Origin of the sequence: Nocardioides lianchengensis (assembly GCF_900101465.1) — a bacterium.
Taxonomy (GTDB): domain Bacteria; phylum Actinomycetota; class Actinomycetes; order Propionibacteriales; family Nocardioidaceae; genus Nocardioides; species Nocardioides lianchengensis.
The window spans coordinates 56,229-78,821 of record NZ_FMZM01000001.1 but is presented as its reverse complement, the minus strand read 5'-3'; the positions used below and the strand labels follow the sequence as shown (position 1 = coordinate 78,821).

General features: G+C 74.0%; 23 protein-coding genes. 14 read left to right on the top strand and 9 right to left on the bottom strand.

The features are described from left to right. Positions 1 to 10: 10 nt before the first annotated feature. Both BLT76_RS00430 and BLT76_RS00425 read right to left on the bottom strand, forming a co-directional pair. Positions 11 to 1,273: an FHA domain-containing protein gene (locus tag BLT76_RS00430; RefSeq protein ID WP_090849647.1), complete on the bottom strand. Its 1,263-nt coding sequence runs from the start codon at positions 1,271 to 1,273 to the stop codon at positions 11 to 13. Continuing rightward, a complete protein-coding gene (locus BLT76_RS00425) occupies positions 1,270 to 2,088 on the bottom strand; it encodes a PP2C family protein-serine/threonine phosphatase (protein WP_090849645.1) in 819 nt (272 codons plus the stop codon). The genes BLT76_RS00430 and BLT76_RS00425 overlap by 4 nt, the downstream gene beginning before the upstream one ends. Positions 2,089 to 2,121: 33 nt before the next feature. On the opposite strand from BLT76_RS00425, the gene BLT76_RS00420 reads away from it, so the two are divergent. From BLT76_RS00420 to BLT76_RS00370, 11 genes are all read left to right on the top strand, one after another. Next, positions 2,122 to 4,410, top strand: coding sequence for a helicase C-terminal domain-containing protein (locus BLT76_RS00420; protein WP_090849642.1), 2,289 nt, complete (start codon positions 2,122 to 2,124; stop codon positions 4,408 to 4,410). 11 nt (positions 4,411 to 4,421) lie between these two features. Further along, complete coding sequence (locus BLT76_RS00415) at positions 4,422 to 4,952, top strand: CGNR zinc finger domain-containing protein (RefSeq protein ID WP_090849640.1); 531 nt, start codon at positions 4,422 to 4,424, stop codon at positions 4,950 to 4,952. A 96-nt stretch (positions 4,953 to 5,048) separates the two neighbouring features. After that, complete coding sequence (locus tag BLT76_RS00410; protein WP_090849638.1) at positions 5,049 to 6,689, top strand: DNA repair helicase XPB; 1,641 nt, start codon at positions 5,049 to 5,051, stop codon at positions 6,687 to 6,689. Then, a complete protein-coding gene (locus BLT76_RS00405) occupies positions 6,686 to 7,126 on the top strand; it encodes a hypothetical protein (RefSeq protein WP_090849636.1) in 441 nt (146 codons plus the stop codon). Before BLT76_RS00410 ends, BLT76_RS00405 begins: the two co-directional genes overlap by 4 nt. A gap of 99 nt (positions 7,127 to 7,225) precedes the next feature. Further along, on the top strand, positions 7,226 to 7,867 hold the full coding sequence (locus BLT76_RS00400; protein WP_090849634.1) for a hypothetical protein: 642 nt from the start codon (positions 7,226 to 7,228) through the stop codon (positions 7,865 to 7,867). Positions 7,868 to 7,967: 100 nt separating this feature from the next. After that, on the top strand, positions 7,968 to 8,549 hold the full coding sequence (locus tag BLT76_RS00395; protein WP_139175362.1) for a hypothetical protein: 582 nt from the start codon (positions 7,968 to 7,970) through the stop codon (positions 8,547 to 8,549). Further along, positions 8,546 to 9,169: a hypothetical protein gene (locus BLT76_RS00390; protein WP_139175361.1), complete on the top strand. Its 624-nt coding sequence runs from the start codon at positions 8,546 to 8,548 to the stop codon at positions 9,167 to 9,169. The genes BLT76_RS00395 and BLT76_RS00390 overlap by 4 nt, the downstream gene beginning before the upstream one ends. Before the next feature lie 97 nt (positions 9,170 to 9,266). Next, the gene (locus tag BLT76_RS00385; RefSeq protein ID WP_090849628.1) at positions 9,267 to 10,436 is read left to right on the top strand and encodes an RtcB family protein; all 1,170 of its coding nucleotides are present in this window, start codon (positions 9,267 to 9,269) and stop codon (positions 10,434 to 10,436) included. 31 nt (positions 10,437 to 10,467) lie between these two features. After that, positions 10,468 to 11,325 (top strand): oxygenase MpaB family protein, encoded by an 858-nt coding sequence (locus tag BLT76_RS00380; RefSeq protein ID WP_090849625.1) that lies wholly within the window; start codon positions 10,468 to 10,470, stop codon positions 11,323 to 11,325. 90 nt (positions 11,326 to 11,415) lie between these two features. Then, a complete protein-coding gene (locus BLT76_RS00375; protein ID WP_090849623.1) occupies positions 11,416 to 12,678 on the top strand; it encodes an MSCRAMM family protein in 1,263 nt (420 codons plus the stop codon). A gap of 133 nt (positions 12,679 to 12,811) precedes the next feature. Then, on the top strand, positions 12,812 to 13,516 hold the full coding sequence (locus BLT76_RS00370) for an MSCRAMM family protein (RefSeq protein ID WP_090849621.1): 705 nt from the start codon (positions 12,812 to 12,814) through the stop codon (positions 13,514 to 13,516). 9 nt (positions 13,517 to 13,525) lie between these two features. On the opposite strand, the gene BLT76_RS00365 is transcribed toward BLT76_RS00370, so the two are convergent. Next, positions 13,526 to 13,903 carry a nuclear transport factor 2 family protein gene (locus BLT76_RS00365; RefSeq protein WP_090849619.1) on the bottom strand — a complete coding sequence of 126 codons (378 nt, stop codon included), beginning with the start codon at positions 13,901 to 13,903 and terminating at the stop codon, positions 13,526 to 13,528. 67 nt (positions 13,904 to 13,970) lie between these two features. Here BLT76_RS00365 and BLT76_RS00360 point away from each other — a divergent pair, with 67 nt between their 5' ends. Beyond that, positions 13,971 to 14,570 (top strand): HD domain-containing protein, encoded by a 600-nt coding sequence (locus BLT76_RS00360; RefSeq protein WP_090849617.1) that lies wholly within the window; start codon positions 13,971 to 13,973, stop codon positions 14,568 to 14,570. Next, entirely contained in the window at positions 14,567 to 15,862 is a 1,296-nt protein-coding gene (locus BLT76_RS00355; protein ID WP_090849615.1) for an 8-oxoguanine deaminase, read from the top strand. Before BLT76_RS00360 ends, BLT76_RS00355 begins: the two co-directional genes overlap by 4 nt. An 80-nt stretch (positions 15,863 to 15,942) precedes the next feature. Here the strand turns inward: BLT76_RS00355 and BLT76_RS00350 are convergent, their stop codons facing one another. From BLT76_RS00350 to BLT76_RS00310, 6 genes are all read right to left on the bottom strand, one after another. After that, positions 15,943 to 16,209, bottom strand: coding sequence for a DUF4031 domain-containing protein (locus BLT76_RS00350; protein WP_090849613.1), 267 nt, complete (start codon positions 16,207 to 16,209; stop codon positions 15,943 to 15,945). Beyond that, entirely contained in the window at positions 16,206 to 16,919 is a 714-nt protein-coding gene (locus BLT76_RS00345) for a copper homeostasis protein CutC (protein ID WP_090849611.1), read from the bottom strand. The genes BLT76_RS00350 and BLT76_RS00345 overlap by 4 nt, the downstream gene beginning before the upstream one ends. Before the next feature lie 16 nt (positions 16,920 to 16,935). After that, positions 16,936 to 20,628: a lamin tail domain-containing protein gene (locus BLT76_RS26080; RefSeq protein WP_211752653.1), complete on the bottom strand. Its 3,693-nt coding sequence runs from the start codon at positions 20,626 to 20,628 to the stop codon at positions 16,936 to 16,938. 138 nt (positions 20,629 to 20,766) lie between these two features. Beyond that, positions 20,767 to 21,054 carry a hypothetical protein gene (locus BLT76_RS00320; protein WP_090849609.1) on the bottom strand — a complete coding sequence of 96 codons (288 nt, stop codon included), beginning with the start codon at positions 21,052 to 21,054 and terminating at the stop codon, positions 20,767 to 20,769. Then, positions 21,051 to 21,794, bottom strand: coding sequence for a hypothetical protein (locus BLT76_RS00315; RefSeq protein ID WP_090849607.1), 744 nt, complete (start codon positions 21,792 to 21,794; stop codon positions 21,051 to 21,053). The genes BLT76_RS00320 and BLT76_RS00315 overlap by 4 nt, the downstream gene beginning before the upstream one ends. Beyond that, entirely contained in the window at positions 21,795 to 22,151 is a 357-nt protein-coding gene (locus BLT76_RS00310) for a hypothetical protein (RefSeq protein ID WP_139175360.1), read from the bottom strand. 94 nt (positions 22,152 to 22,245) lie between these two features. Between BLT76_RS00310 and BLT76_RS00305 the strand changes: the two genes are divergently transcribed. Next, the gene (locus tag BLT76_RS00305) at positions 22,246 to 22,587 is read left to right on the top strand and encodes a hypothetical protein (RefSeq protein ID WP_090849603.1); all 342 of its coding nucleotides are present in this window, start codon (positions 22,246 to 22,248) and stop codon (positions 22,585 to 22,587) included. The last annotated feature ends 6 nt before the right edge of the window (positions 22,588 to 22,593 follow it).

The window sequence follows — 22,593 nt, the reverse complement described above, 5'->3', positions numbered from 1 at the left end:
CGGTGGGTGCTCAGGGGTTCGAGACGCGGATGGTCACGCCGTCGCCGAGGTCGACCACGGCACCCGGCAGCAGCTGGACCGCCACCCCCGGCTGGAGCACCTCCGGCGGCAGCCCCGGCTGGACCAGCACGGTGCCGTTGGTCGAGCCCAGGTCGGTGACGACCGCGCTCCCGTGGTCGGCGCCGGAGCCGGGGCGGATCTCCAGATGGGTCGAGGAGATCTCCTGGTGCGGGCTCGAGACCGTCACCAGCCGGGGCTGGTCGGTCGCGGTGAACCGCCGGGCCTCGGGGGCCCGGCCGACCAGGACGACCCGGTCGACGTCGACCAGCTCGCCGCCGGAGAAGCTGAGCCGGGCCACCGGTCGGGCGGTGACGGCCGGGGCCTGCGGCTGACCGGGGATGCCGGGCTGGGCGCGCTCGAAGTCGTCACCGGTGCCCGGGCCGGGGGTGCGCGTGGTGCCGTCGTGGTCGGCCGGGTCCCACCCGCCCGGCACGGGCGGCGGGGGCGGCACGGTCGGGATCGGCGGCACCACGGCCAGCGGAGGCAGCGGGGGGACGGGCGGGGCCGGCGGCGGGGGCGGCAGGTCGGGCAGCTCGCTGAGGTCGATCGCCTCGGTCGGCTCGTCGGACAGCTCGTCGCCGAGCTCGTCCGCGAAGGACGCCTCCTCGACGACCTCCTCGACGGCGGCCTCCTCCTGGACGGGCTCCTCGTCGACCGGCTCCTCGACGAGCGCGGCCACCGGCTCCAGCACCGGCGGCTCCACCCGCTCGGGCGTGGGCGTGGGCACGGGGACGGGCGCGGGGTCGTCCGCGGCCTCGACGTACGGCGGCCGGTCGAGCCGGCCGACCCGCACGAGCCCGTCGTCGATGGGGCGGTCGGCGCCCTCGGCGTGGTCGGCGACGTCGATCCGGACGGACCGCACCCCGGGGAGCACCCGCTCCACCCACGTGGTGGCGTCGGCGCCGTCGAGCGCGACAGGCCCGTCGAAGGTGTCGATGCCGGCCCGGGCCGGGCCGCGCAGGACGACCCGCACCCGGTCGCCCACGTCGGCGACCAGCACGAACCCCGGCAGCGAGCGCAGCCCGCCCGCGATCAGCGCGTCGAGCACCTCGTCGGCGCCGGCACCGCCGTCGACGAGCTCCCAGAGCGCGGCCACGCGGGACCGCTCGGACGGCGGGACCAGGACGGCGATGTGACCGCTGTCCGGGCCACCGAGGACGGCGTACCAGTCACCGGGTCGGTAGGACCGGAGACCCGTCGGCGCGACGGTCATGGCAGGGCTCCCAGCTTCTCCTCGAGACTCACCGGCTGACGCTCGGAGTCGGGTTGCTCGTGATCCCATCCCACCACATCGACGACGACGGCCGTCGCGTTGTCCCGTCCCCCCGCCGCGACGGCGGCGGCGACCAGGTCGGCGGCGGCGGCCCGCGGGTCGCCGGCCCCGGCCAGGACGGCGCCGATCTGCTCGTCGTCGAGCATCCCGTTGACCCCGTCGGAGCAGAGCACCAGCCGGGCGGTGCCGGCGAACGGGAGGAGGAAGTAGTCGGCCTCCGGGTGCTCCGAGGCGCCCAGGGCCCGGGTGACGATGTGGCGCTCGGGGTGGAGGGAGGCGTCGGCGGCGGTGATGGTGCCGGCGTCGACCAGCTCCTGCACGAGGCTGTGGTCGACGCTGACCTGCTCGAGCAGGCCGCCGTCGAAGCGGTAGGCCCGCGAGTCGCCGAGGTTGGCCAGCAGCCAGCGGGACTCGCCGTCCACCTCGACGAGGAGCGCGACGACCGCCGTCGTACCGGCCTGGTAGGACGGGTGCCCGGCGGCCTGCTGCCGGGCGGCGTACGCCTCGATCCGCTGCTGGCAGACGACCAGCGTGGCCGCGACCGTCTCGGGACCACGGGCGGGGTCGTAGCCGGCCTCGGCGAGCCGGCCGAACTCCTCGACCACGATCGCGCTGGCGACGTCGCCGCCGTCGTGGCCGCCCATGCCGTCGGCGACGACGAAGACCGGCGGCCGGGCCAGGAAGGAGTCCTCGTTGACCTCGCGGACCCGGCCGACGTCGGTCGCGCCGCCGTACCGGAGCTCGACGCTCCTCACGCGCGCGCCCGCGGGGTCGGTAGCGTGGGAATGATGTCCGGACACCCTGCGCCCGCCGAGGACCCCGACGCGGGGTACCGCTCGCTCGCCGACCAGCTGCGCGCCTGGCCGGACGAACGACTCGCCCGGCTGCTGTCCGACCGTCCGGATCTCGCCACCCCTGCCCCTCACGACTCCGGTCAGCTGGCGTCCAGGGCCGCCGTCCGATCCTCGTTGCTCCGTGCGCTCGACCAGCTGACCCGGGTCGAGCTCTGCGTCCTAGATGCCCTCGTCGTCCTCGGCCAAACCACGCCGGAGGCGCTGCCCGCGGTGGTGCACGCGGAGCCGGCCACGGTCGCGACCGCGCTGGCCCGGCTGGAGGCGCTCGCCCTGGTGTGGCGGAGCACCTCCGGGCTGCGTCCGCTCTCCGGCGTGCCGGAGAGCCTGACCGGCGGACCGGGGTCGAGCGGCCTGCAGAAGGTCTCGCCCGATCCGCTGCCCGCGGCCGAGGTGGACCGGCGCATCGGCCAGCTCTCCGACCCGGCCCGCGCCCTCCTCGATCACGTCGCGGCCCACGGCGGCGAGGCCACCACCGGCACCTCCCGCCACCACGTCACGCCCGAGGACGCCGAGACGCCCGCGGAGGAGCTGCTCTCGCGGGGCCTGCTGGTCCCCCGCTCCGGCGGGGTCGTCGTGCTGCCGGGCGAGGTCGGCCTGGTGCTGCGCGGCGGCCGGACCACGACCGAGCCGGTCGACGTAGTCCCCGGATTGGTGACCTCCGAGCGGTCGGCGACCGTGGTCGACCGGGCGGCGGCGGGAGCCGCCTTCGACGCCGTACGACGGGTGGAGCTGCTGCTCGACCACTGGGGCACCCACCCGCCCGGCGCGCTGCGCAGCGGTGGGCTCGGCGTGCGGGACCTGAAGGCGACGTCGGTGCACCTGCAGGTCGACGAGCCCGCCGCGGCGCTGATCGTCGAGACCGCGTACGCCGCCGGGCTGGTCGCGACCGCCGCCGACCCGGACGGCAACCCGGTCTGGGTCCCGACCGACGCGTACGACGCCTGGTCGGCCCAGCCGCCGGCCGAGCGGTGGGCGACCCTGGTCCGGGCCTGGCTGTCGTCGCCGCGGATGCCGGGGCTGGTCGGGCAGCGCGACACGGCCGGCAAGCCGTGGAACGCGCTGGCCCCGGAGCTGACCGGCATCCACCAGGTCGAGAGCCGGCGGATGGCGCTGGAGGCGCTCGTGGACCTGCCCGCGGGGTCGGTCCTGGCGACCGGCACCGGCACCCCGTCGCTGGTCGCCCTGGTCGCGTGGCGCCGGCCGCGGCGACCGCGCACCCGCGCCGACCAGCTGGTCTGGGCGGTCACCGAGGCGTCGGTCCTGGGCGTGGCGGGGCTGGGCGCGCTGGCGTCGTACGGCCGGGCGCTGGTGGCGGGCGAGGACCCGGTCCCCGAGCTCGCCGGGCTGCTGCCCGAGCCGGTCGACCACGTGCTGCTGCAGGCCGACCTGACCGCGGTCGCGCCCGGCCCGCTGGAGTCCGGGCTGGCCCGCACGCTCGCGCTGGTCGCCGACGTCGAGTCGCGCGGCGGCGCCACGACGTACCGCTTCACGCCGGGGTCGGTACGCCGCGCCCTCGACACCGGGTGGACCGCCGCCGAGCTGCACGCCTTCCTCGCCTCGGTGTCGCGGACCCCGGTGCCGCAGCCGCTCACCTACCTCGTCGACGACACCTCCCGCACCTTCGGCACGATCCGGGTCGGGCACGCCGAGGCGTTCCTGCGGGCCGACGACGAGACCGCGCTGACCGAGCTGCTGCACCACCCCAAGGCCGGGTCGCTGGGGCTGCGGCGGCTGGCGCCCACGGTGCTGATCAGCAGCACCCCGATCGACGTCCTGCTGCCGCGGCTGCGCGAGCTCGGGGCGGCGCCGGTCGTCGAGGCCCCGGACGGCACCGTGCGCGTCACCCGTCCCGACCTGCTGCGCGCCCGCACCCCGCGCGAGCATCGGCGCGGGGCGGGCGCGGCGGCGGCCCGCTCGACGGCCGTGGTCGCGGCGGTCGTGACCGCCATCAGGTCCGGTGACCGGGCCGCCCTGGCGCGTCCGTCGTCGGCCGGATCGCTCACCCCGAGCGGCTCGCTGGCCGCGCTGCGCGAGGCCGTGGAGAGCCGCTCGACGGTGCTGATCGGCTACGTCGACAACCACGGCACGGCGACCGAGCGGATCGTCGACCCGATCTCCGTGGAGGGCGGCCAGCTCACCGCCCACGACCACCGCTCGGACGACGTACGGTCCTTCGCGGTGCACCGGATCTCGGTCGTGAAACCGGTTGCCGGGTCTTCCTAGACTTCGACGTCGTGGACGTCATCCGGTACGCCGAGCAGTCGGCCGCGTTGCTGAACGCGGAGATCGACGGCGTCGACGCGCTCGTGGCGCACCTGGGTGAGCGCGCGTGGCTGCACGCGCAGGCCAGCGACCGTGACTGCATGCTGCTGCGGAAGTTCCAGCGCGAGCTGCGGCCGATCTTCGAGGCGGCCGCCGCCGAGGACGCGGCGGGCGTCGTCGACGGGATCAACGAGCTGCTCGTCCGGCACCCGCTCACCCCGCAGATCACCGGCCACGCGCCGGACGAGGGGCACCTGCACCTGCACGCCGCCGCCCGCAGCGCCTCGGTGGCCGAACTGCTCGTCGGCGAGTCCCTGCTCGGCCTGGCCACCCTGGTGTGCGACCTCGGTCCGTCCCGCCTCGGCGCCTGCGACGCCGCCCCGTGCACGAACGTCTACGTCGACACCTCCCCCAACGCCTCGCGCCGCTACTGCTCCGAGCGGTGCTCCTCGCGCGCCAACGTCGCGGCGTACCGGGCGCGGCAGCGGGCCGTCGCTGGTTGAGGCGTCACGCGTCTCACCGGGTTTCGAGGCTCGGGACTTTCGTCCCTCGCACCTCAACCAGCGTCGGGCGTCGGGGGGCCTCCGTAGACTTGTCCGGTGAACGACGGACCCCTGATCGTCCAGTCCGACAAGACCCTTCTCCTCGAGATCGACCACGAGCGCGCGCAGGACTGCCGCAAGGCGATCGCGCCGTTCGCGGAGCTGGAGCGCTCCCCCGAGCACATCCACACCTACCGACTGACGCCGCTCGGCCTCTGGAACGCGCGCGCCGCCGGCCACGATGCCGAGCAGGTGGTCGACACGCTGCTCGAGTACAGCCGGTACGCCGTGCCGCACGCGCTGCTCGTCGACGTCGCCGAGACGATGGCCCGCTACGGGCGGCTGCGGCTGGAGAAGCACCCGGTGCACGGGCTGACCCTGGCCAGCACCGACCGGCCGGTGCTGGAGGAGGTGCTGCGGGCCAAGAAGGTGCAGGGCATGCTCGGCGCCCGCATCGACGACGACACCGTGGTCGTGCACGCCTCCGAGCGCGGCAACCTGAAGCAGGCGCTGCTGAAGCTGGGCTGGCCGGCCGAGGACTTCGCCGGGTACGTCGACGGCGAGGCGCACCCCATCGACCTGGCCCAGGACGGCTGGACGCTGCGCGACTACCAGCGCGACGCGGCCGACTCGTTCTGGCACGGCGGCTCGGGCGTCGTCGTACTCCCGTGCGGGGCCGGCAAGACCATCGTCGGCGCGGCCGCGATGGCGCACGCGCAGGCCACGACGCTGATCCTCGTGACCAACACGGTCAGCGCGCGGCAGTGGAAGGACGAGCTGGTCAAGCGCACCTCGCTGACCGAGGACGAGATCGGCGAGTACTCCGGCGCCGTCAAGGAGATCCGCCCGGTCACGATCGCGACGTACCAGGTCCTGACGCTGAAGCGGAAGGGCGCCTACCCGCACCTCGAGCTGCTCGACGCCCGCGACTGGGGCCTCATCGTGTACGACGAGGTGCACCTCCTCCCGGCGCCGATCTTCCGGATGACCGCCGACCTGCAGGCGCGCCGGCGGATCGGCCTGACCGCGACGCTGGTGCGCGAGGACGGCCGCGAGGGCGACGTGTTCTCCCTGATCGGCCCCAAGCGGTACGACGCCCCCTGGAAGGACATCGAGTCGCAGGGCTGGATCGCGCCGGCCGACTGCGTCGAGGTGCGGGTGACGCTGCCGAACGACGAGCGGATCGTCTACGCGACCTCCGAGCCGGAGGAGCGCTACCGGATCGCCTCCTGCACCGCCGAGAAGACCCGGGTCGTCCAGGACCTGGTCGCGCAGCACGCGAACCAGCCGACGCTGGTGATCGGGCAGTACCTCGAGCAGCTCGACGAGCTCGCCGCCGCGCTCGACGCCCCGGTCATCAAGGGCGACACCAGCGTGAAGGAGCGCCAGCGGCTCTTCGAGGCGTTCCGCTCCGGCGAGGAGCGGCTGCTGGTGGTCTCCAAGGTCGCCAACTTCTCCATCGACCTGCCCGACGCCGAGGTGGCCATCCAGGTCTCCGGGTCGTTCGGGTCCCGGCAGGAGGAGGCGCAGCGGCTCGGCCGGCTGCTCCGCCCCGGACACGACGGCAAGGTGGCCCGCTTCTACACCGTCGTCTCCCGCGACACCGTCGACGCCGACTTCGCCCAGAACCGGCAGCGGTTCCTGGCCGAGCAGGGGTACGCCTACCGGATCGTCGATGCGGAAGACTTGCCCGCGTGAGCCTGCCTCCCCCGCCGCCCGGTCCGCCCCCCTCGCCGCCGCCCCCGCCGCCGGCCCAGGCCCCGGCCGGGTGGGTCGCCCTGACGCTGCAGGGCAGCGTGATGACCAGCAACATGATCGCGCCGAAGGTACGGATGAACGGCTACCCGGTGCCGGCGTCGTACGGCCAGAACCCGATCCTGGTCCACCCCGGCCGGATCCGGGTCGACATCAGCTGCCAGTGGCTGCGCGAGTACGGCCAGGCGACCCTCGACATCGACGTGGCGCCCGGCCAGACCGTCCCGGTCTTCTACGCCGCCCCGCTGCACCAATTCACCCGCGGCCGGATCGGCCACGAGAAGCAGCCGCGGCCGGGCGTGGTCGGTCTGGTCGTCACCCTGGTCGTCATCCTCGCGTTCGTCGTCGCGGTCGTCGCGGCCGCGGTCGTCGCCGGCTGAGATTCGCGTCTCGATCCACCGAACGTTCGGTGAATCGCCAGCGGGGAGCGCCGCCGGTCCTTAACCTTCGGGGTTCGACCCCACCCCGGAAGGACCCCCGTGACCCTCCCCCGCCGGCGCACCCGCGTCGCCCTGCTCGCCGCCGCCCTGACCCTGCTCGCCGCGCCGGTCGCCACCGCCGGCTCGGCGCACGGGGCCACGTGGACCCACCGCGACGCCCAGGGTGACGTCGTCCGGATCGCGTCAGGCGACAGCGACGCGGATGCCTCCGTCGGCGTCGTCGCCGATGACGCCACGGACATCACCCGGTTCACCGTCAAGCACCGGGCACGCAAGGTCGTCGTCTCAGTGCACCTGCGAGACCTGCAGCGCGGCGACAACGCACTGGTGGGCCGTGTGGTGACCCCGCACGCCAAGTACAGCGTGCTGATCATGCGCAGCAGCGACATGCGCATGTTCACGCTCTCCGAGGTCTCCGGCCGTGAGGACTCCGCCGTCTCCTGCCGGGGCAAGCGGCAGTCCTTCGACATCCGCCGCAACACGATCACGGTCACCATCCCGCGGACGTGCCTCGGCGACCCGACGTGGGTGCGGGCCGGCGCGGCGTTCATCCGGGGCAGCCTGATGGCGGTCGAGGACGACGCGGCGATCACGGTCGACGACGCGCTGCGCACGGGCAACAAGCGCTCCGTCCTGCGCTTCGCCTCGCCCAAGGTCGGCAGGAAGGTCCGAGCTGGCTGAGCGACCGGCTTCCTCTTCCCCGCTTGTGTTCGCGACCTTCGGAAGGACTCTCGTGTCCCACACCCCTCGACGCTCCCGCGTCACCGTTCTCCTCGCCGCCATGACCCTGGCCTCGGCCCCGCTCGCCGTGACCGGACAGGCCCACGCGGCCACCTGGACCCAGCAGGACGCCCGCGGCGACGTCCTCGCCATCAGCCAGTCCGCCGGCAGCGAGAAGGAGACGGTCGAGCCCGCTCCCGAGGACACCGCCACCGACATCACCCGCTTCACCGTCAACCACACGGCGCGCAAGGTCGCCTTGGTGCTGCGGGTGCGCGACCTGCGCCACGGCGACACCATGGTCAGCGCGCGCCTCGTGACCCCGCGCGGCGCGTACGACGTCCTCGCCTTCCGGTCCGCCGACCTGCGCATGTTCGGCGTGTCCGCCGCCAACGGGACCGATGTGCCGTGCCGCGGCAAGAAGCTCCGGCTCGACACCGTCCGCGACCTGATCCGGATCACGGTCCCGCGGGCCTGCCTCGGAGATCCGCGCTGGGTTCGCGCCGGCGCCGGCCTCGTCCGCGGCAACCTCCTGAGCGACGACTCCAGCATCACCGCCGACGAGGCACTTCGCACGGGCAGCGAGGAGGCCGCCTCCAGCGACGCCCGGCTGAAGGTCGGCAAGAAGGTCCGGGTCGGGTGAGGCGCGCCGCCGTACTCGTGAGTGCGCTGGTCGTCCTCGCCGCGCCGGTCGTCACGGCCGGTTCCGCGGCAGCCGAGACCTGGACGCACCACGACTCCCGCGGCGACGTGCTGCGGTTCGTCCTGCCCGACGACGAGGAGCAGGCCAGCGTGCGGCGCGACTCCACGAACACCTCCACCGACGTCACCCGCCTGCGGGTCGACCACACGCAGGGCGCGGTGATCGTCACCATCAAGGTCCGCGACCTCCGCGGCGGCTACACCCTCGCGCCGGTGCGCCTGGTGACCCCCGACGAGGAGTACGACCTGCAGGCGATGCGGAGCCCGCTCGGCAGGATGCTCTCGCTGACCGCCAAGACCTCGGGCGCGGAGGTCGCCTGCGAGCGCAAGCGGGTGCGCTTCGACAACGCGCGGGACCGGATCCGGGTCCGAGTGCCCCGCGCGTGCCTGGGCCGGCCCGCGTGGGTCCGGGGCGGTGGAGGAGTGCTGCGCAGCAACCTCGCCGACGAGGACACGTCCTCGACGGTCTTCACCGCCGACGAGGCTCTGCGATCGGGCCGGCGGCAAGCGGTCCTGGGCGACGGCCCCCTCAAGGTGGGTCCGCCGATCCACGCCGGCTGACCAGCACAGGCAAAACCCGTCGAGCAAGGCGTTTCCGGGCACCTACCTTCGGCAGTCGTCGGCCGTCCGGCCGACGACTGCCAGCAAGGAAAGGACCATGGAGCAGATCACCAAGAAGCTCATCAGCTGGGCTTCGATCCTCGAGGAGGGCACGCGCCAGCAGGCGGTGACGGCGTCGACGATGCCGTTCATCCACCCGCACCTGGCGCTGATGCCCGACGCCCACCTGGGACGGGGGGCGACCGTCGGCTCGGTCATCCCCACGCTCGGCGCGATCATGCCGGCCGCCGTCGGCGTCGACATCGGTTGCGGCATGATCGCCGTGCGCACCCAGCTCACCCGCGACGAGCTGCCCGCCGAGCGGCGCAGCCTGCGCGAGGCCGTCGAGCGGGCCATCCCGCTCTCGGCCGGCGTCAGCAACCGGACGATCAGCCGCGACCACACGCGGGTGCGGCTGGAGGAGCTGACCCGACGGGCCGAGCAGGCCGGCTTCGACCCCGCGTCGTACGCCGGGCGCTGGGAGCTGCAGCTGGGCACGCTGGGGTCGGGCAATCACTTCATCGAGGTGACGGTCGACGAGCTCGACCGGGTGTGGCTGTTCCTGCACTCGGGCTCCCGGGGCGTCGGCAACAAGATCGCCCAGAAGCACATCCAGGTCGCCCGCGACCTCTGCGCGAAGTGGTGGATCCCGCTGCCCGACCAGGACCTCGCCTACCTCGCCGAGGGCACCGACGAGTTCTGGGCCTACATCCGCCAGATGCGGTGGGCGCAGCACTACGCGCTGCTCAACCGCGAGGAGATGATGGACCGGCTGGTGCGGCAGGTCGAGGAGTGGACCGGCGGCCCGGTGGAGCGGCAGGAGGAGATCAACTGCCACCACAACTACACCGAGCAGGAGCACCACGTCGGCCGGGACGTGTGGCTCTCCCGGAAGGGCGCGATCAACGCCGAGGCCGGGCGGCCCGGGCTGATCCCCGGGTCGATGGGCACCGCGTCGTACGTCGTGACCGGCAAGGGGTTCGCGCCCTCGCTGAACTCGGCCCCGCACGGGGCGGGGCGGGAGTACTCCCGGTCGAGGGCGCGGCGGACCTTCACCCGGGAGCAGCTCCAGGAGGCGATGGTCGGGATCGAGTACCGGGACACCGACGCGTTCATCGACGAGATCCCAGCGGCTTACAAGGACATCGACCGGGTGATGGCCGACGCGGCGGACCTCGTCGAGGTCCGCCACGTGCTGCGGCAGATCGTCAACGTCAAGGGCGACTGAGGGTCGCGAACCCCGGACTACCGTCGGGGACATGACCGATCTCCGCACCCGGCTCGGCGCCGCGCTCTTCGAGCGGGTCGCCGGGCCGGACGGCGCCCGCGAGCGCGACCGCATCCACGGCCGACCCGGGCCGCGGCTCTACGAACCGGGCAGCCCGATCACCCGGGTGCACGGCGACGCGTCGATGTTCGTCGGCGGTCTCCGGGCCCTGCTCCTGCAGACCCTGCACCCGGCGGCGATGCGGGGCGTGGCGGAGCACTCGGGCTACCGCGGCGACATGTGGGGCCGGCTGCACCGCACCAGCACCTTCCTGGCCACCACCACCTTCGGCCACGTCGAGGACGCCGAGCGCACCATCGCGATCGTGCGGGCCATCCACCGGCGGGTCACCGGCACCATGCCGGACGGCACGCCGTACGCCGCCTCGGACCCGCACCTGCTGCAGTGGGTGCACGTCGCCGAGATCGACAGCTTCCTGCGCGCGCACACCGTCTACGGCGCCGCGCCGCTGCAGGGCGCCGAGCGCGACGAGTACGTCGCCCAGGCCGGCGAGGTCGCCCGCCGGCTCGGGGTGCTCGAGCCGCCGACCACCGAGGCCGAGCTGCGCGACGTGCTGGCGTCGTACCGTCCCGAGCTGGGCGGGACGCCGGAGGCGCGGGAGGCGGTCCGCCACGTCCTGGTGCACCCGCCGCTGCCGCTCGCCGCGCGGCCGCCGTACGCCGTCCTGTCCGCGGCCGCCGTCGGCCTGATGCCAGCCTGGACCCGGCCGCCGCTGCGACTGCCGTGGCTGCCGGTCTCCGAGCGCACCGTCGTCCGGGTCCTCGGCACCGCCGCGACCGGCACGATCCGGTGGGCGATGCGCCCTCCCGAGGTCGCCGTCGGATCTTGAGGGAACCCTGCACCTTCCTTGAGGGCGGGCCCCGGCTGCCGACCTACGATGGAGTCCGACCCGTCCGCCTGTCTGCTCGGAGCTCTCGCCATGGGGACCACCACCGCCCGCCGCACCACGACCGTCCTGGCCGTGCTCGTCGGCCTGTTCGCCTCGCTGCTGCTGTCCGTCGCCGCGACCGCCCCGGCGGACGCCGCGTCGGCCGCCCGCACGTTCGAGGTCCGGGGCCAGGTGCTGACGCCCGGCAAGCTGCCGAGGCTGCGGCTGAAGTGGTTCACGCGGGACTGGACCTACCTGGGTGAGAAGCGGGTCAGCGGCGACATCTACACGCTGAGCCTGGCCCCCGGCACCTACCACCTGCAGTTCGTCGACCAGCGGCCGTCGTACGACGTCACGAAGTACGCACCCGCCGACGTCACCGTGACGATCCGCAACCGGAGCGTCCAGAAGGACGTCCGGATGCGACCCGGCGCCGCGATCACCGGCACGGTCCGCACCGGTGGCGTGGTCGGGAAGGGCGCCCGCGTCGTGGCCGCCAACACCTACGAGCAGTCCTACGAGACCAAGGCCAACGACAAGGGCCAGTTCGCCATCGGCGGCCTCCCGACCGGCAAGTACTCCGTCTTCACCTACGACCGCCGCGGCACCTACGTCGACAAGAGCACCTACGTCGGCCGGCTGAAGCAGGGGCGGGCCAAGAACGTCGGCATCCGGCTGCGCAAGAAGGGCGGCAGCCTGCTGGTCGACCTGTTCCGCGGCGACGGCTCCCGGGCGACCGGGAAGTTCGCCGTGACCGCGGTCAGCAAGAAGACCGGCCAGTGGTGGACCGCCACCGCCCGCGGCGGCAAGGTCACCTTCCGCGGCCTCTACCCCGGCCGCTACACCCTCGTCGCGCCCGGCAACGGCGACTGGCTCGCCCGCACCGGCCCCATCGCCGGCGCGAACGTGCGCCCGGGCCGCGCCGACCTGGCCAGCCGGTTCACCTGGACCAAGCGCGGCGCGTCGGTCACCGGACGGGTCGTCGACGCCGCGGATCAAGGCTTCGGGCTCGCCGGCGCGCAGGTGCTGCTGTTCTCCAAGTCCGGCCAGCAGCTCGGCAGCGTGGTGGCGAACCGCACCGGCGGCTTCCGCTTCGGCGGCCAGCTGAGCACCCAGTCAGGGCTCACCGTCGTGGCCCTGCCGCAGGCCGACCGTGGCGGCTACATGAGCACCCGCAACAACTACTGCATCTTCACGCGCGCCGAGCGGCGCGGGATCGCGGTCCGCACCGGACAGGCGAGCAACCTCGGCCCCGTGGCTCTCCCCCGCTCCACCGTGTCCCCGCCGCAGTCCGAGACCTGCCTGCCCGCCTGAGCAGTCGGGCTCCCTTGCGGCTTTCTTGAACCAGACCTGACGAAAACCGACACACGGTCTTGATCCTCGCTCCCTAGGTTCGTGCCATCGACGGCGATCGGCGCCCGTCCGCACCATCCATGGGGAGAAAGCCATGAGCACGACCAGCACCACGACCGAGCGGGGCCGCATCCAGGGCCGCATCCACGCCCCCGGACCCTGCGTCGTCCAGATCCGGTGGTACGCCGTCGACGGCCGCTGCCTCGGCCGCAAGCGGTCGTACGCCGGCTCCTGGTCGCTCCGGCTCCCGGCCGGCCGCTACTTCGTCGAGGTCGAGGACGAGCGCGCCGAGTCGGACCCCACCCGCTTCACCACCAGCACCTCCGCGGTCGTCGTGCGGGCCGGCTACGTCTCCGAGCTCGACGTACGACTCACCCGCGACACGCGCACCTCCCCCGCCCGCCGCGTCGTCGAGGCCCCGGCCCCGGCCGGCGTGCTGCAGGGCCGGGTCGTGGACGGCGCCGACCCGACCGCCACCCTCGCGGGCGCCCGGGTCCGGTTGCTCGACGCCGACGGCCGCCTGGTGGGCCGCACCCGCACCGAGGCCAGCGGCTACTTCGCCTTCGAGGCGCTCGCGACCACGCACGGGCTCCAGCTCGTGGTCCGCCCGGCGCCCGCGAGCCACGACCACCTGCGCCTGCACCTCACCGGCCTGAGCGTCCACGACGGCGCCTGGCGCGACCTCGGCGACCTGGCGCTGCCGGCCAACGACCGGCCGCGCCCCGCCCCCCGGCTGCGCTCCGCCGCGGCCGAGTTCGGCTCCTCCGCCGCGCTCAGCCTGCCGGCGACCCGCGTCTGACCCGTCGGGTCAGGTCACCGTCATGTCGGTGTCGGCGTTCCAGTAGGCCTTCATCGAGGTGATCAGCCCGTCGTCGTCGAAGGTCATGACGTCGATCGGGGCCATGGTGAAGGTCTGGTCGCCGACCTTGGTGCTGATCCGGAACAGGAACGCCGCCTGGCCGCCACCGATGCGGGCCTCGACCAGGCTCGTCTCCTGCTCCAGGCCGTCGAGGTTGCCGTAGAACGTCGCGATCTGCTCGCGGGTCGTGAGCACGTCGGCGCCGACCGGGTCCTCGACCGTCGCGCCCTCGGCGTACAGGGCGACGACCTCGGCGGACGTGCCGTTGCCGACGCGGTCGACGTACGCCTCGACCACCTCGCGGATGCGTTCGTTGCTCGCTGCCATCGTCGTTCTCATTTCTGTAACAGGTTCTCGTGCACGTGACCCTAGTCCGTCTTGGTTGAATGTGCGGGTGGACCTGAGTGACAGATGGCCCCTGCCCGACTCCCCCGGCCTGCGGGACGAGCTGATCGCGGCCTACGCCGACGAGACGCGCGGCTACCACGACACGCTCCACCTCACCGAGGTCCTGGACCGGCTCGACGAGCTGGCTGCCGCCGGCACGTCGTACGACGTCCGCGCGGTGCTGCTCGCGGCGTGGTTCCACGACGCGGTCTACGACGGCGAGCGCGACGCTGAGGAGCGCTCGGCGACCTGGGCCGAGGACGCGCTGCCCGGGCTGGTCGCGCCCGAGGTGGTCGAGGAGGTCGCGCGGCTGGTCCGACTGACCGAGACCCACCACCCCGACGACGACGACGCCAACGGCTGCGCGCTCTCCGACGCCGACCTGGCGATCCTGGCGGCCCCGGCCGAGCGCTACGCGTCGTACACCTCGTCGGTGCGGCGGGAGTACGCCCATCTCGACGACGAGGTCTTCCGCGCGGGTCGGGCCCAGGTGCTGGGCGGGCTGGCCGACAAGGAGCACCTCTTCCACACCGCCTACGCGCGCGAGCAGTGGGAGGCGGCGGCCCGGGCCAACCTGGAGCGCGAGCTGGACGGGCTGCAGGCGTGACCCGCACCGTCCTGCGCGGCGCCCGGTGGCCGGGCGACGTGGCGTTCGAGGACGGCCTGATCACCGCCGTCGGGTCGGTCCCGGCGGAGGAGGGCGACGTGGTCGTCCGGTGCGACGGCGACCTGCTGACGCCCGGGCTGGTCAACACCCACCACCACTTCTACCAGTGGCTGACCCGCGGCTGGGCCGTCGACAGCACGCTCTTCGGTTGGCTGCAGACGCTCTACCCGGTGTGGGCGCGGCTGACCCCCGAGGATGTCGAGGCCGCGGCCCGGGTCGCGCTCGCCGAGCTCGCGCTCTCCGGCTGTACGACGGCCGCCGACCACCACTACCTGGTCCCGGGCGGCGACGACTCGGTCTTCGACGCGATCGCCGCGGCCGCCCGGTCGATCGGGGTCCGCACCCACATCGCCCGGGGCTCGATGGACCTGGGCGAGAGCCGCGGCGGGCTGCCGCCGGACTCGGTCGTCGAGGACCTCGACGCGATCCTCGCGTCCACCGAGGCCGTGCACGCACGGCTCCACGACGGCGAGACCATCTTCGTGACCGCCGCGCCGTGCAGCCCGTTCAGCGTCACCCCGGAGCTGATGCGCGAGTCCGCGACGCTCGCGCGCCGGCTCGGGATCCGGCTGCACACCCACCTCGCCGAGACCCTCGACGAGGAGCGCGACTCCGTCGCCCGCTTCGGACGCCGTCCGCTGGAGCTCCTCGACGACCTGGGCTGGATCGACCACGACGTCTGGGTCGCCCACGGCATCCACTTCTCCGACCGTGAGGTGGTCCGCCTCGGCGACGCCGGCACCGGCGTCGCGCACTGCCCGTCCAGCAACAGCCGACTCGGGGCCGGCATCGCCCGGGTCCGCGACCTGGTCGCGGCCGGCGCCCCGGTCGGCCTGGGTGTCGACGGCGTCGCCTCCAACGAGATCGGCACCCTGCAGCCCGAGCTGCGGATGGCCCTCTTCCTGGCCCGCCAGCGCGACCTCGACCCGACCGCGTTCCTGCCCATCGACGCCCTCGCGCTCGGCACCGTCGGCGGCGCCCGCTGCCTGGGCCGCCACGACATCGGCCTCCTGGAGCCCGGCCTCAAGGCCGACGTCGTCGTGTGGCCCGGCGACGACGTCGCCGACGTGCTCGACCCCGTCGCCGCCCTGGTCCTCGGCCCCGAGCGCTCGGCCCGCCACGTCTACGTCGGCGGCGCCCCGATCGTCACCGACGGCCACCTCGTCGACGCCGACCTGACCACCCTCCGCGCCGACCTGACCCGCCGGGCCCGCCGCCTCTGGCCCACCTGACCCGCCCGCGTCGTCGAGTCAGCAGAAGTTGCGGGCCGAGTCAGCACTACTGGTGCTGACTCGGCCGGAGAGCCGGGGGGTCAGGTCGGGCGGCGGGGCTTGCGGCGGCGCAGGCCAGCGGCGACCAGGCGGGCGACCAGCTCGCGGGAGGTCACGGCGACGGCGCCCGCGGCCAGGACGTCGTCGTACCACTCGGACGGGACGTCGTAGTGGTCGCGGTCGAAGCCGCGCTCGGGGATGCCGAGGGTGCGGGCGAAGGCGTGCAGCTCGTCGTACGACGTGTCGCTGGCCAGGTGGGACCACATCCGGCCCCGGGAGGGGACCAGGGGCGGGTCGATGAGGATCACCGGCGCTGCCGCGTGTCGTCGAGGAGCCGGCGCCAGGAGCGGACGTGGCCCGCGTCGACGTAGGACTTGTACGACGCGCCGGGCCGCGCCTGGACGCCCAGGTGGAACTGGCGCACCCCGGCCCGGACCAGCCACGGCACCTGCTCGGCGAGCAGGCCTCCGCCGGCCATCATCATCCGGGCGATCGCCGGGTCGGACTCCGCGGTGGCGAGCAGGTCGTCGCCGCCGACGGCCATGCCGCGCGGCGAGCCGGCCGAGCGCACCCCGGCCAGACCGGGCAGGTCGAGGACCCGGCGCCAGGAGCGGCGGGGGTCGAGGGTGTGGTCGAACGCCCGGTGGAAGGTCCACGGCACCCCCGGCAGGCCGGTGGCGAGGTGGCGGCAGACCTCGACGTCGACCTCCAGCTCGCTGTCGAGGAAGCCCCACGACAGGCCGGCCGCACCGGCGCCGAGGTAGTCACCGGCCAGGCCGAGCAGCCGGGTGAGCTCGCCGCCGGTCGTGGTCCACGAGTCGTTGAGCCGCAGCAGCACGAAGACGGGGACGTCGCTGGCCCGGCACACCGCCGAGACCAGCGCCGGCTCCGGCGAGGAGGCGTAGCCGTCGGGACCGGTCCCGAGCGCGACGAGGTGGAGCCGGTCGGCCCCGCCCTCGTGCGCGCCCGGGACGTCACGCTCGTGGAGCGCCGTCACCTCGAGGAGCAGCTCGCCCATGGCGTGAGCGTAGAGGTCAGCGCCCCCGCTTGGCCTTCACCACGACGCGAGTCGCGGTCGCCGAGCCGCGGTGCAGCGCGTCGCCGGCGTAGACCGCGCGCACCTGGTAGGTGCCGGCGACCAGCCGCGCGGTGCTGAACCGGACGACGCCGTCGCGCAGCCGCACCGTCTTGGTGACGGTCCGGCCCTTCCGCGGGTCGAGCAGCACGGTGACCGTGCCGGTCGGGTCCCAGGCACCGGTGACCCGCACCGTGACCGCGGCCCGCTTGCCGGCCGTGACCTTCCGGGCGACGCTCAGCCGGGTCCTCGACACCGCCGGGCCGGTCGCCCGGACGGCCGCGCTGGTCGCCGTACCGCTGGCGTGGCCGGCGCGGGCCGCCGTCACCCGGACGGCGACGCGCCGGCCCTGGTCCGCTCCGACCAGCCGGTACGACGAAGCCGTGGCGCCGGCGATCGGGGCCCCGTCGCGCAGCCACTGGTAGCCGAAGGCCAGGCCCGGGACCGACCAGCTGCCGCTGGTGGCGACCAGGCGCTGCCCGGTCACCGGGGTCCCGGAGACCCGCGGCGCCGCCGTCGCGGTCGCGGCGTCGCCGGCGACCACGGAGGCCGGCTCGGTCGTCGCCGGGGCGCCGGACGCCCCGCCCGCCGGGCGGGTCGCGGTGACGCGGGCCGAGACCGCGCCGGCGGCCAGGTCGGCCGCCGTCGGCGTGTACGACGCCGAGGTCGCCCCGGCGATCGGCGCGCCGGAGCGCAGCCACTGGTAGGCGAAGGTCAGGCCGGTCTCGTCCCAGCCGCCGGTCGAGACGGCGAGCTCGTCGCCGACCCGGCCCGACCCGGAGACGGCCGGTGCCGTGACCAGCAGCGGCAGGTCCTCGACCGTGACCGGCGCCGAGGCGGCGGTCTCGTCGGCGTACCCGGTCTTCGAGGCGGTGACGACCACGTTCAGCGCCGCGCCCTTGTCGGCGCCGGTGACGACGTACGACGGGCCGGTCGCGCCCTCGATCGGGATCTCCCCGCGACGCCACTGGTGGGCGAGGGCGACTCCGTCGACCGACCAGGTGCCGGCCGTCGCGGTCAGGGTCTCGCCGGAGCGGGCCGTGCCCGAGACCTGCGGTGCGGTGGTGCTGTCGATCAGCCCGGTGCACGGCAGGGTCGCGGAGCGGAGCGAGTGCCCGCCGGTGCCGGCGTCGTCGGACCAGACGACCTCCTTCGCCCCGTCGACGCAGGTGGACTGCGGGGCGAGCGCGAAGCCCTCGTTGTTGAGGTTCGGCATGCCGGTCGGGCGCTCGTAGCCCCCGACCACGCCGAGCTTCCCGTTCGCCCCGATCCTCAGGTGAGAGACCTGCCCCTGGCAGGTGTCGTCGCAGACGGCCCACAGCTGCTGGCGCTCGGGGTCGAACGAGACGTCCATGACATGCGGGAACCCGCTCGCGACCTTGGCGACCCGGTGCTGCAGGCCGTTGCCGAGGGCGTAGGCGTAGAGGGCGCCGTCGTTCTCCAGGGCCATCACGAACAACCCGTCCCCGTGACCGGCGTACGACGACGGCCGGTAGGCCGCGCCGGTGCTCTCGTCGACGAACCCGCCGGCGACCAGGTAGCTGTCGGGCACCCAGGTGAGGCCCTCGAACCCGAGGTTGGAGCCCCCGGCGATGCCGGCCAGCTCGGGGAAGTCGGCGTTCAGGTTCCACGTCGCGGTGGCGCGCAGCGGACCCGGCTGCGTCGGGTCGAAGCGGAGCACCTGGTTGAGCGGGACGCTGCTGGCGGTGTTGTCGCGCTCGGTGGTCGCGTAGATCGCGCCGTCCGGTCCGACCGTCACGCCCTCGGTGTCGGGCTCGCCCGAGCCGTCGGCGAAGGTCAGCGCCTTGCCGGTTGCCCAGCCGTCGGTGGTGAGGGGGGTCCACAGGCCGCCGACCTTGGTCAGCTTGAAGAGCCGGTTCTTGTTCTTGATCGCCCACAGCACGCCGGGCTCGGTCGGGCTGAAGGCCAGACCGCTGACGTCACCGGTGCTGACGTCGGAGACGAAGGCGTTCTGCGGGTCCGACGTCGTGACCGTCTGGCTGCCCGGCCACGGCTCGGTGTCGACTCCGAAGAACGGCGGCGGGCAGAGGTTGGCGGCGCCCTTGGTGACCGCCTCGGTGGTCACGAAGGCACCGGCCCCGTCGGCACACCGGCCGTACGACGTCGTCGCGTGCGTCGTCCAGGCGTAGGAGTCCACCAGCGTGGTGCCGTCGGCGCGGAAGAGGCGCGCTGCGTCGGGCTGGCCGAGACCGAAGCCGAACGCGGCCTCGTCGAGGACCAGGTAGCCACCGACGGCGATCGTGGTCGCGGCCGGGATGGCGTAGGAGTGGGTGTCGTCGGCGTCCTTCAGCACCCAGCCGGACACGTCGACCGGCCCGGCGCTCACGTTGACCAGCTCGACCCAGTCCCCCGGCTGCCCGCCGCTGGACTCGACCTCGTTGATCCGCACCGGCTGGCAGACGTTCTCGGCGCCGGGGCTGGCGACGGGGTTCTCGACCAGCCCGGGGCCGTCGGGACAGCGCCCGTACGACGGCAGCCGGTGGGTGGTCCACGCGTAGGTGTCGACGACCGTGGTCTTGTCGGACAGCAGGATCGTCACGCTGTCGGCGGCCCCGAGGCCGAAGCCGCCGACGATCTCGTCGGGGTTGAAGGCGAAGAGCTCGCCGGGTTGGAGTGGGGTGGACTCGGAGGTGATCCGGACCGGGCTCGCGGCCGAGTCGGCCACCCAGAAGTCGGCCACGTCGACCAGCGCGTCGCTGACGTTGCGGACCTCGACGAAGTCGGGGTTCGGGTTGGTCTTGACCTCGTTGATCTCGAGGGCGTCCGCACCGGCCGGGGTCGGGCAGGTGTTGACCGCGCCCTTGGTGGGCGCCGTGGTCGTCGTCAGGTTCCCGGTCCCGTTCGGGCACCGCCCGTACGACGTCGTCGCGTGCGTCGTCCACGCGTAGGAGTCGATCACCGTGGTGCCGTCCTCCGCGAGCAACCGCGCCGAGTCCGGCTGGCCCAGCCCGAACCCGAACGCAGCCTCCTCCAGCAGGAAGTAGCCGCCCGCCGGGATCGACGTCCCCGCCGGGATCACGTACGCGTGCGTGTCGTCGGCGTCCCGGAAGACCCACCCCGACGCATCCACCGCACCCGTCCCGGTGTTGAGCAGCTCCACCCAGTCACCCGGGCTCCCACCGCTCGACTCGACCTCGTTGATCCGCACCGCCGTGTCAGGCACCGTGCAGGCGTTGGCCGCGCCGAGGCTGGCGGCCTGCGCCTGCACGAACGCACCGGTGCCGTCCGGGCAGCGCGACCAGGACGGGTTCGAGTGGCTCGGGAACGTGTGTCCGTCGACCAGCGTGGTGCCGTCCGGCAGGAACACCCGCGCGGCGTCGCCGTTGCCGAGCCCGAAGGTGGTGGGGAAGGACAGGAAGCCGCCCGCGGGGAGCGTCGTACCGGCGGGGATCGGCTGCGAGCTCGCGTCCTTGTCGTCCTTCAGGATCCAGCCGGAGAGGTCGACCGGTGCCGCGCCGATGTTGGTCAGCTCGATCGAGTCGGGAGCCGGACCGTTCGACACGATCTCGTTGATCTTGACGTCGGCGGCCGCGGCGGACGCCGGGGGCGCCAGCGCGACCAGGAGCGGGACCAGGCCGACGGAGCCGGCCAGGAGGGAGGTGATGAGGGCAGAGCGGTGACGCGATGGCACGAGGTGAGTCCTCCACGATTTCGGCCGGACCCGAGTCGGCGGCGTCCACAACAGGCTCGTGCACTGTCATCGCCACCGGAGAACCCGGCGTGAACGCCGGGCCAACTCGAGCCGGACGACCGCCGTCGTACTCCTCGCTCAGCCCGCGGCGCGACCGATGTCCTGCGCCACCACGACGAGGGCCCGCTGGACCAGCCGGACGGCCGCCGGGCCGAGCGCGTGCGGGTCCCGCCAGACGTCGTCCCACTCGAGCGGGCCGCAGCGGACCCGCTCGCCGACCGACTGCTCGGCCGCCGACGCCGACGCCCCGCTGACCTCGTCGAGGGCCGCCCGGACCGCCGGGTCGACGGGCTGGGTCCGGGTGACGGCCGTCGCGCGCTCGGAGACCGCGGCGGCGCGGGCCAGGGCCGCCTCCAGGGCGGTCACGAGCGCACCAGCGAGGGCAGCCCGCGGAACAGCTCGAGGCGGTCCTGCTGCTGGTGGACCCAGTCGACGACCGTCCCGTGGAGGTCGCGGAGCGTCTCGATCAGCTCCAGCACCCGCTTGACATCGTCGATGATGTCGGTGATCGCGTCCAGGCCCTTCAGCAGCAGCTCGGCCGCGAAGGCGCCCCAGCCGGCCGGGCCGGAGACCTTCGACAGGATCCGGCGGGCCAGGCGGACCAGGGTCCGACCCAGCTCGACGACCAGCCGCTCGACCTCGATGCCGATCCGCTCGGAGAACCGGGCGATCTCCTCGAAGGCGATCGCCCCGATCCGCACCGTCTCGCCCAGCCCGCGGGCGGCCAGGCCCAGGGCGTTGACCCGGAGCAGGTACGCCGACGCCGCGGCCCCGCCCCAGCCCGGCTCGACCCCGACCGAGAGCCGCGCCAGGTTGTCGGCCCAGTCGTGCAGCGCCTCGCGCACGTCGATGCACGCCGCGGCGTTCTGGCCGATCGTCGCGTAGTCGCCGGTCAGCGGCAGGATCAGCAGCTCCTCCAGGCTGCCCTCGGGCAGCCGCGGCAGCCCGGCACCGGCGTGGTTGACGGCGTCGATGCCGTGGTTGACCACGTCGCGCATGGTCGTGAAGGCCTCGTCCCAGGCCGTGAAGGTCGCGTCGTGGTCGAGCTGCTTCCCGCCGCGGTCGGGCTCCTCGAGCCGGATGCTCATCAGGGTCGGGACCGGCATTCAGGCCACCCCCCGCAGGTCCCGCCCGAGCGCCACGCTCGAGTCCGCGGCCCGCCCGTCGGAGCCGGCCAGCTCGCGCTCGGCCGCCACCACGCCCGCCCGCACCTCGGCCCACTGCTCGGCGAACTCCTCACCGGTCCGCCGGAACGCCCAGGCGACCAGGTCCATCGCCTCGGCGAGCGGCCGGAGCAGGCAGACCGGGCTCGGCTCGAACCCGGCCCGGTTGGCGACCCAGGTCGTCGCGTGCCCGACGATCCGCTCCGCCTGCTCGGCCGCCTCGTCCATCACCTGCGGCAGCCGCCGTAGGTCGTCCCACGCCTCCACGAACACCTCTGCCGGTGCATCGGTCGCGCCCATCGTCGTACCTCCCGAGACCGCGGTCACCCGTCGTGACCGGTGCCCGACGCGTGCCCGGACGGGCCGGCCTTTGAAACGCGAGCACAATGGGGCTGTGGACAACGCGCTGCTGTACGACGCGCGGGCTCGGGTGCTCGCGGACCTCTCGGCCCGCGGTCAGGCGACGGCGGCCGCGGTCAGCGCGCTCGAGGACGCCGTCTCGGCCCGGAAGTGGTGGGCCGAGCAGTGGCCCGAGGGTGCGGTGTACGTCGCCGGGCTGGTCGCCCAGGACGTCCAGGACGCGCTGTTCGAGGCGGCCGGCCGCTGGCCGCTGTGCTCGATCTGCGAGGACGGTCCCGTGCACACGCTCTACATCCAGCCCGACCTGGGCGGCCCCGACCCGGTGTGGGTCTGCGAGGAGACCGGCGAGCCGGTCGCGGCGCTGGGGAAGCTGTAGCGGCCT